This window comes from Pseudoalteromonas sp. TB51 (assembly GCF_000498055.1).
Classification (GTDB): Bacteria; Pseudomonadota; Gammaproteobacteria; order Enterobacterales; family Alteromonadaceae; genus Pseudoalteromonas; species Pseudoalteromonas atlantica.
Map to the genome: position 1 here is coordinate 1 of NZ_AUTO01000199.1, position 8737 is coordinate 8737.

Annotated in this window: 8 protein-coding genes and 1 pseudogene; 6 read left to right on the forward strand and 3 right to left on the reverse strand. The window is 43.1% G+C overall.

Going from position 1 to position 8737, the window contains the following annotated elements; genetic code table 11:
- Both L650_RS0110650 and L650_RS0110655 read right to left on the reverse strand, forming a co-directional pair.
- Positions 1-1398, reverse strand: a pseudogene (locus tag L650_RS0110650) (TIM-barrel domain-containing protein); the annotation flags it as partial.
- Positions 1399-1505: 107 nt separating this feature from the next.
- The gene (locus tag L650_RS0110655) at positions 1506-2225 is read right to left on the reverse strand and encodes a sulfite exporter TauE/SafE family protein (protein ID WP_223230572.1); all 720 of its coding nucleotides are present in this window, start codon (positions 2223-2225) and stop codon (positions 1506-1508) included.
- Between the two features lie 170 nt (positions 2226-2395).
- Here L650_RS0110655 and L650_RS0110660 point away from each other — a divergent pair, with 170 nt between their 5' ends.
- The 6 genes from L650_RS0110660 (at position 2396) to L650_RS0110690 (ending at position 7718) form a co-directional block, all read left to right on the forward strand.
- A complete protein-coding gene (locus L650_RS0110660; RefSeq protein WP_029773102.1) occupies positions 2396-3145 on the forward strand; it encodes a GntR family transcriptional regulator in 750 nt (249 codons plus the stop codon).
- Between the two features lie 216 nt (positions 3146-3361).
- Positions 3362-4324 carry an aldo/keto reductase gene (locus L650_RS0110670; protein ID WP_029773103.1) on the forward strand — a complete coding sequence of 321 codons (963 nt, stop codon included), beginning with the start codon at positions 3362-3364 and terminating at the stop codon, positions 4322-4324.
- 9 nt (positions 4325-4333) lie between these two features.
- A complete protein-coding gene (locus tag L650_RS0110675; RefSeq protein ID WP_004586031.1) occupies positions 4334-5329 on the forward strand; it encodes a TauD/TfdA family dioxygenase in 996 nt (331 codons plus the stop codon).
- Complete coding sequence (locus tag L650_RS0110680) at positions 5329-6333, forward strand: YeiH family protein (protein WP_029773104.1); 1005 nt, start codon at positions 5329-5331, stop codon at positions 6331-6333. Before L650_RS0110675 ends, L650_RS0110680 begins: the two co-directional genes overlap by 1 nt.
- 70 nt (positions 6334-6403) lie before the next feature.
- Positions 6404-6649, forward strand: coding sequence for a DUF3297 family protein (locus L650_RS0110685; RefSeq protein WP_024034014.1), 246 nt, complete (start codon positions 6404-6406; stop codon positions 6647-6649).
- Between the two features lie 166 nt (positions 6650-6815).
- A complete protein-coding gene (locus L650_RS0110690) occupies positions 6816-7718 on the forward strand; it encodes a homocysteine S-methyltransferase family protein (RefSeq protein WP_029773105.1) in 903 nt (300 codons plus the stop codon).
- Between the two features lie 22 nt (positions 7719-7740).
- On the opposite strand, the gene L650_RS0110695 is transcribed toward L650_RS0110690, so the two are convergent.
- Positions 7741-8577 (reverse strand): alpha/beta hydrolase, encoded by an 837-nt coding sequence (locus L650_RS0110695; RefSeq protein WP_029773106.1) that lies wholly within the window; start codon positions 8575-8577, stop codon positions 7741-7743.
- Positions 8578-8737 lie beyond the last annotated feature (160 nt).

The window sequence follows — 8737 nt, forward strand, 5'->3', positions numbered from 1 at the left end:
TTGTGCTGGGAAACGTTGGCTGCCTGTCCATGCTGAGCGGCTAAACAAAAATGGCCCTGTTTTACAGTATTTTTCGGCGGCTTCATAAACGCAGCGGTTGTACAGCATGCTATAAACATTATGCAGTCTAATGCCGCTGTCGCCACTGTGCGATACCATGTTTTCGTCTTCTAGCTGTTCGCCAAAGTCTGCTTTTATCATATCAACGCCAAGCTCAAACAGAGGCTTNCCAGCCAGTATTCGTAAGCATCGGGATGAGTAAAATCTAAAATACCCGACTCTGGTAATGGCGTAAGTACTTCGCCAAAGGGGCTTAAATCCCACTCGTATTGATACGCTTTACCTGTGCGTTTGTCTTTTATTAGCCAGCCGTTCTCGGCCGCTTTAGCAAATAATGGGTTGTTTACCGAGATCATTGGGTATTCCCACACGCAAATTTTAAAATCCATGGCTTTTAGTTCATCAAGCACAGGTTTTGGGTCGGCGTAACGTGTTGGGTCCCATTCAAAGGCAAAGCGGGTGTCGGTGTCTTGCCATGCGCGGCCATCAAGGGTAATTACATCGCACGGCATATTTTTAGCGCGTACTTCACGGGCGACACTTAATAGCTCGTCGGCATCTTTGTAGTACGCTTTTGATAAAATAACACCAAAACTCCACTGCGGTGGCACCGGTGCAAAACCAGTTAGCTCGCAGTAGCGATTAATACTTTGTGCAGGCGTTTGCTCTTGGTATAAAAATACATCTAATGCGTCGTCTTCTACTAAACACACATAAGCACGTTGCGACCAAAGTGCGTAACCTACACCATGTGTAACAGGCGCTGGTGTGTGTACAAATAAGTTCCAGCCCTCTGGGCTCCATGCGTATGGCGTATTTTTATAAGACTTTTCGGCGTTTACGCCCAGCGCATCGTGGTTGTATGAGCGAATAAGCTGGCCGCGTTTATCAAGCTTGCCCCATTTTTCGCCAAGGCCGTAAACGGCTTCGTCGTAATTAAGCTCTAGGCTTAAAATCCAGCCGTNGCGGTAAACGGTGCTGGCGCACAAAGTGGCCATCGGTTGCTGATTGCTGTACTAATTTATCGTTTTTATAAAGCTTAAAGTAAAAAGGGTCGCTGTAAAATTCTAAGCGGTACTCACCGGCGGTGGCTGCAAAGCCTTGGTCTAATTTATTAAGTGATAGCGGTAAGTTTGAAGGGGTGGTGGTTAATATTTTAAACGTCTCGTCATGCGTGGAGCCTGCATTTAAACGTAAACCAAACTGGCTTATGGTAACGCTGACCTCGCCAAATTGAGTTGGTAAAACTAGCACATGGCCTTGTAATTTAGGCTCTGCAGTTAAGCGTGCTGGCTCTATTGCGTTCCAGTCTGGCTCACGTAATTCAAATGCATTCATGGGAGTTCCTTAACCAATTATTAGTCTTGTATAAGACACAAGTTAAATAATTGTAATCCCCATGTCAATGTAAATAACCCTAAGATGAATTATTTACATCGTTACTTTTAAAATATGCCCGGTGCCGATGTTGCCACCAGCGAAACGCCGCTTAGGCCAAGCAATGCAATTGCTATTATACGAATCCATTTTGCATCAACGTAAGGCGTTAATTTACGAGCAAATTGCGTTACTAATAATACCAGCGGTATGGCCGCTGCAATTAAAAACATAATGTCGAGCTCGGGTAAGGTGCCAAATAAGGCAATACCAACACGGACTAAGCCACCAATGGTAAATACCGCAAGTAAGGTGCTACGAATGGCCTCAATGGACCAAGCTTGTTTATAGCACTGAAACACCAGCGGCGGCCCCGACGNCGAGCCACGCCCGCTTTGCTTATTTGCTCTATCACGGCCAATTAGCATTAAGCCACAACATAGCAAAATACTAATACCTAAAATAAAGTTTAAGAACTGCGTTAAATGCGCCGACATATATTCAAGCAGTATAAAACCTAACAGCATTAGCGGAATACCGGTATACAACATAAGTTTAAGCTCGGGCACTTTTACTGTACTGCGATTTTTAACCACCACAGTGGTTGAGTTAACTAAACCCAATAAACTCACTAAAAAGGTGGTGGCAGTGAGCGGTAAAACATCTAGCAACGTAAAGCTTGCAACCACCAGCAACCCAAAGCCAAACCCGCTAAGCGTTTGCATTATGGTGGCAAGGCTTAGGCACAACGCCATAAGCAAGATGAGTTCTAACGAAATACTGAGCACTTTAAATATCCTACGTGTGCGCTATTGTAGTGTAACGATTTGTTTTTAGGCATAATGTAAAAACAAACTACACGGCAATAGTTCACAATTAATTGAGCTTGCGCAAAACTGCGCAAAAAGTTTCACCTATGATATAAATACAGGTGGATTAAATTTAATGGTAAATAACAATGAGTAACTCTATGTTTGATCACAAATTAAGTGGCCCAAGCTTGGCTTTTCAACCACTTTACTTACAAGTGGCTGATTATATTAAACAGCTCATTGTTGAAAGACGCTGGGTACCTGGCGAAGTATTACCGAGCGAGTTTCGCCTTGCTGAAGAATTTAACGTAAGCCAAGGCACTGTGCGTAAAGCGCTTAATTTATTAACCGACGATAAAATAGTTACTCGCCGCCAAGGTGTTGGTACATTTGTATCTGAGCATACCGCGCAAGATGCCCTGTTTAGGTTTTTTCCGCTACAGGCCGACGGTAAAGGCGCCGACCTACCTAAAGCCGAGCTATTGTCGGTTGAGCTTTGCCCTGCACCACAAGATGTTATTGATGCGCTGCAACTTAATAAAAAAGACAAAGTCACTAAGCTTGTACGCAGACGCATTCTCGATAACGAATTTTGTATGAGCGAAACTATATATCTACCACAAAGTTTCTTTCCTGATATACATCAAAGTAGTGATATTCCGCACACATTGTATCATTACTACCAAACCAAATTTAACCAAACCGTGCATAAAACCCAAGACAGCATTAAAGCCGTTTTAGCAGATGAAACCGACGCTAAAATGCTCGCTATTAAAACCGGTGACCCTTTATTGTTGGTATCGCGCATTACCGAATCCATCGAAGGTAAACGCATTGAATACCGTTTAAGCAAATGCCGTAGCGATCATTACCACTACCAAATAGAACTTGATTAATTAACCGCGCTTTAGCCGCGTGTAAGTTATATTAGCGCATACTTATTAAATATTTTTTAAAGGCAGCAAACGCTGCCTTTTTGCTGCCTGTAGGTTTTTTAACACCTTTCATTTATTCTCTTACGGTTAACACAGTGTTGACACTGTTAGATTCGTATAATAACTTATGTCTTATACAAGACCAAAGTCATTATGCAATTTTAACAGGAATTCCCAATGAGTTCATTAAATAACATCCCGCCAGTCGGGTTCGGTTTATGGAAAGTAGCACAAGAAGATTGCGCGCAAACGGTGTACCAAGCTATTAAAGCAGGTTACCGCCATCTTGATTGCGCATCAGACTACGGTAACGAAGAACAAGTAGGCGATGGCATTGCTCAAGCAATAAAAGACGGCCTATGTACCCGCGAAGAATTATGGGTAACATCAAAACTATGGAATACTTTTCATGCGCCAGAGCATGTAGAGCTTGCCATTGATAAAACCTTGAGCGATTTAAAGCTCGACTACCTCGACTTATACTTAATTCACTTTCCGATTGCGCAAACGTTTGTACCAATCGAAACGCGCTACCCACCAGAGTGGTTTGTAGACCCAGATGCACAAAACCCACAAATGGAGCTGGCAAAAGTGCCGCTACACTTAACGTGGCAAGCAATGGAAGAGCAAGTACATAACAACAAAGCAAAACGCATTGGGGTGTGTAACTACTCAAGCGCACTTATTCACGATTTAATGACCTACGCCACAATTAAACCCGCCATGCTGCAAATTGAGTCGCACCCTTATTTAACCCAAGAGCGCTTAGTAAGGCTTGCAAAACAGTACGATATTCCGGTTACGGCATTTTCACCACTGGGTGCGCTTTCGTACCTTGAGCTTGAAATGGCCGATCAAACTGAGTCGGTGCTTGAGCAAAGCGTAGTAAAAGCTGCAGCGCAAAATCATGGCAAAACACCAGCACAAGTTGTACTGCGCTGGGGTGTGCAACGCGGCACCGCCATTATACCTAAAACCTCTAAATTTGAACGCATGAAAGAAAACCTCGCGCTGTTCGACTTTGAATTAACAGAGCAAGAAATGGCGCAAATTTCTGCGCTTAATAGCAACCGCCGTTTTAACGACCCTGGGCACTTTTGTGAAGCTGCCTTTAACCGTTTTCACCCTATTTACGATTAGGATAATAAAATGTCAGCTACCGAACTTAACTATGCCCAAGTGCCTACTCAATTAACGTTTGATGACTCGGTTTTTCCGTGCATTGTAGTTAATAACAATAACGCCAGCACCGTTGAAGAAGCGGTAGCTTTTATTCGCGCTAACAAAAGCGAGTTGGCTAAAAAACTACGCAGCTCAGGCGCTGTATTGTTTAGAGGCTTTCCTGTTGATAGCGCCGAAACCTTTGATACGTTTTCAGCGGGGTTTGATTACGACAACTTTACGTACCAAGAGTCGCTATCTAACGCGGTACGTATTAACTTTACCGAGCGTGTATTTACCGCTAACGAAGCCCCCAAAGATGTAGAAATTTACCTTCATCACGAAATGGCACAAACGCCTATTTCGCCAAGTAAGCTGTTCTTTTTTTGTAAATCGGCAGCTGAGGAAGGCGGCGCGACACCGCTTTGTCGCTCAGATAAATTATTTAGCGCATTAAAGCAGTTTGATAGCCAATTAGCCGATGACTTTGAACAAAAAGGCTTAAAGTACACCACTTACATGCCCGCAGCCGACGATGCTACATCGGGTCAAGGTCGCAGCTGGAAAAGCACCCTAAGTGTTGAAACCAAAGAAGAAGCACACAGCAAACTTACCGAGCTAGGTTACGAGTGGGAATGGCTAGAAGATGGCTCTTTAAAAGCAATTACCCCCGTTTTACCTGCGGTAGTTACACTTGAAAACGGCGTACAGGTTTTTTATAACCAACTTATTGCCGCTTACATGGGCTGGAAAGGCGTTCGCGAAAACCCATCGGTTGCTATTACCTTTGGCGATGGTAGCGCCATTCCTAAACAAGGGCTTGAAAAAATTGTTGAGCTATCAAAAGAATTTACCTTTGATTTAGCATGGCAAGATGGCGATGTAGCCTTAGTTGATAACGAAATGGCTATGCATGGCCGCCGCCCATTTACTGGCGAGCGTAAACGCCAAGTGCTTGTTGCACTGACAGCAGCTAACGCCTAATGCAAAGCTTAACCGGTGCACTAAAGGTAAAAGTTTCCCCGTTATGGCAAGGGGCCAGCATTGCTGCAATGACTGGCCTTGCTGCCTTATTTTTAAGTGAACACTATGGCGCGCCCGCTATGTTGTTTGCTTTATTATTAGGGATGGCGGTGTCGTTTTTATATCAAAGCGACAGCCCGTGCGCTAAAGGCATAGACTTTACCGGTACTACGGTTTTACGTGTAGGCATTGTTTTACTTGGCACCCGTATAGCGCTGGGCGATTTGGTTACACTGGGCTGGCAAACAGCGCTAATGTTAGCTGGCGCTATATTTACCACCATTATTTTAGGGGTTGTACTTGCCCGAGTATTTGGTTTGCAAAAACGCTTTGGCGCACTAACCGGTGGCTCAGTCGCTATTTGTGGTGCATCGGCAGCACTGGCTATTTCATCTATTATGCCAAACAGCGAGCATAAAGAGCGCGATACCTTACTTACCGTAATTGGCGTAACGGCCATGTCGACCATTGCAATGATTTTATACCCTATTGTGGTTAACTACCTTGAATTTGATGCACATAACGCCGGGGTATTTTTAGGTGGCACCATACACGATGTAGCCCAAGTAGTGGGTGCCGGTTATTCGGTATCGCCCGAAACTGGCGATATAGCAACACTTACCAAACTAGTTCGCGTGGCTATGCTATTGCCTGTAGTACTTATTATGATGGTGGTTATTAATCGCTCAAATAAAGGTAACCATGGCGAGTTGCCAAAAGTACCGGGGTTTTTAATTGGCTTTGTAATTTTAATGATTATAAACAGCACCTTTAACCTACCCGCTATTGTGCTTGAAACCACAAATGAGCTTTCTCGGTTCTTTTTAATTGCCGCCATAGCCGCCATTGGTATGAAAACAAATCTAGGCAAACTCACCGAGGTGGGCTTAAAACCAATAATTATGATTGTTGCCGAAACCATTTGGATAGCACTGTTAATACTTGGCTTTGTATTGTGTAGCTAAGCATTAAACCTTGAGCGTATTGAGTGGATTGCCTACAATAGCGCATCACTTTTTAATAAAGATTAAAACCATGACCGATTCAACAAAACCAGCATTACCTGATCAGCTTTCTATTAACCCACGTAGCAAGCATTACGTAGAAGAAGTGTTTGAACACGAAATTGGCGTAAGCTTAAATGGCAAAGAACGCTTTGACGTAGAAGAGTACTGCATTAGCGAAGGTTGGATTAAAATTGCCGCGCCTAAAGCGCTAGACCGCCGCGGCCAACCTTTACTTATGAAAGTAAAAGGCACGGTAGACGTATTTTATAAGTAAGGTTTAGCCTACTTAAATAAGCGACTCTCTTGCGAGATGTCGCTTTTTTTATGCCTGTAAAAAAGCATTGAGCTTTTTTCATGTTAAAGGTGACGAAGTTTCATTATGAATCTAAAAAAATTATGGTTGAATAGCGCCATATTGTTTAGTTGTATAGAAATCCTTTATGAATAAAGTAACTATTTTAGATGGCGGCATGGGGCGCGAGCTTAAACGCATTGGCGCACCATTTACACAGCCACTGTGGAGTGCACAAGCACTAATAGAAGCCCCACATTTTGTAACGCAGGCTCACCAAGGTTTTATTAATGCAGGCGCTGAAATAATTACCGTTAATAGTTATGCCTGTGTGCCCTTTCATTTAGGTGAAGCACTATACCAAGCTCAAGGCTCAGCCCTTGCGCAGCAAGCAGCCGTTATTGCAAAAGATGTAGCTCAAAAGGCTACACAAAATGTATTAGTAGCAGGCTCATTACCACCAGCATTTGGCTCTTACCGCCCAGAGCTATTTGAAAGCGAACGCGCTTTTACTATTTTAGATACGCTATACAAGGCGCAAGACGAGCACGTAGATGTATGGATTGGCGAAACCATATCGAGCATTGAAGAAGCGCACGTTATGGCAAATGTACTTAAAAGCTCAAACAAGCCATGTTATTACGCATTTACCTTAAATGATGTGGTAAGCGAGCAAGCGACACTTCGCTCTGGTGAGCTGGTAAGTGACGCTGTAGCGGCTTTGCTTGAACAAAATGTTACTGGTATTTTCTTTAACTGCTCAATACCTGAGGTTATAGAGCAAGCCTTTAGCGATACCAACGCTGTATTAGCTAAACAAAATAAAAGCGTTGTTTTAGGCGCGTTTGCTAATGGCTTTACACCTATCGCAAGCGATTACAAAGCCAACGAAGGCTCGCAGGCGTATCGTGATATTTCACCTGCAGAATACCTAGATTTTGCAAAAACGTGGTACAGCCAGGGCGCAAGCATTATTGGCGGCTGCTGTGGCATAGGCCCTGAGTTTATTGAAGTATTAGTAAACTGGAAACAGGAACTTGAAAGCGCTTAAGCTTTTAGTGCTTTTATAAATATTAGGGCTTATTTGCTGTTACCCAATCAAGCCCTTGTATCGCTGTAGTAGGAAAAGCGGTTGCATGGCTCGCCCCTTCAACAACAACGCTTTTTAATTCAATATTGTCACTGCTAAGTGCATTAATTTTTTGCGTTAATTGCTTTGCCCCTGCCACCATATTTTGCCCTTCACCAAAGCGTGGCGTTTCCTTTGCTCCCACCGATATATAAACCTTTGTAGGCACTTTAGGCTTATGTGCTTGTAGCGCTAAAATCGCATTGTTATTAAACCAAACCGATGGACTGCCAATAATATAATTGTTAAATAAATCAGGCATCGTAAATAAAATAGTCACGCCAAATAACCCGCCTAAAGAGTTACCTATATAAGTTTTTTGTGTGCTACTTGCTCGGTAGTTACTTTGTATAAACGGCAATACAGTATTTTTTAAAAACAGCGCGTGGTTTTGCGCGTTACCGGTTTGTTTTTTCCAGCTTTTAGCCTTGTTTGAGGTGTAGTCTCTAATTCGGCTATTAGACCCTTTAGAGCCTTTTTCGTAGCTAATGGCCACTATAATAGCCTGTTGCATTTTTCCGCTATTCATAGGAAACCGTGTAGCACCTGCCACAATAGGAAACGTATACGGTGCATCGGTTAAATAAATAACCGGATATATTTTTTCAGGGTGCTTTTTATATGACTTAGGGAGCTGAATAAAAACAGGATATACCCGTTTAGTAGCAGGCTCAGTGAGTTCAATAACACTACTTCTAGGGATTTGGTAGGGGGTATTTGCGCTTAATTTAAAACACATAAAAGCGCAAAGTAACAGTAAGTATTTTAAAGCAGTATTCATTATATTCATAAGGGCGTGTTGATCCTTGATGGTTGAATTTACAGCAGTATGTTTGGTTTTTAGGCAAGGCAGAGCCTATGAAGTGTGGTTACTCCCCATAAATAGGCGATAACGCAGCATAAATGCCAAACATGCGCTGCCCTTCGGGTTCTGCCTAGGG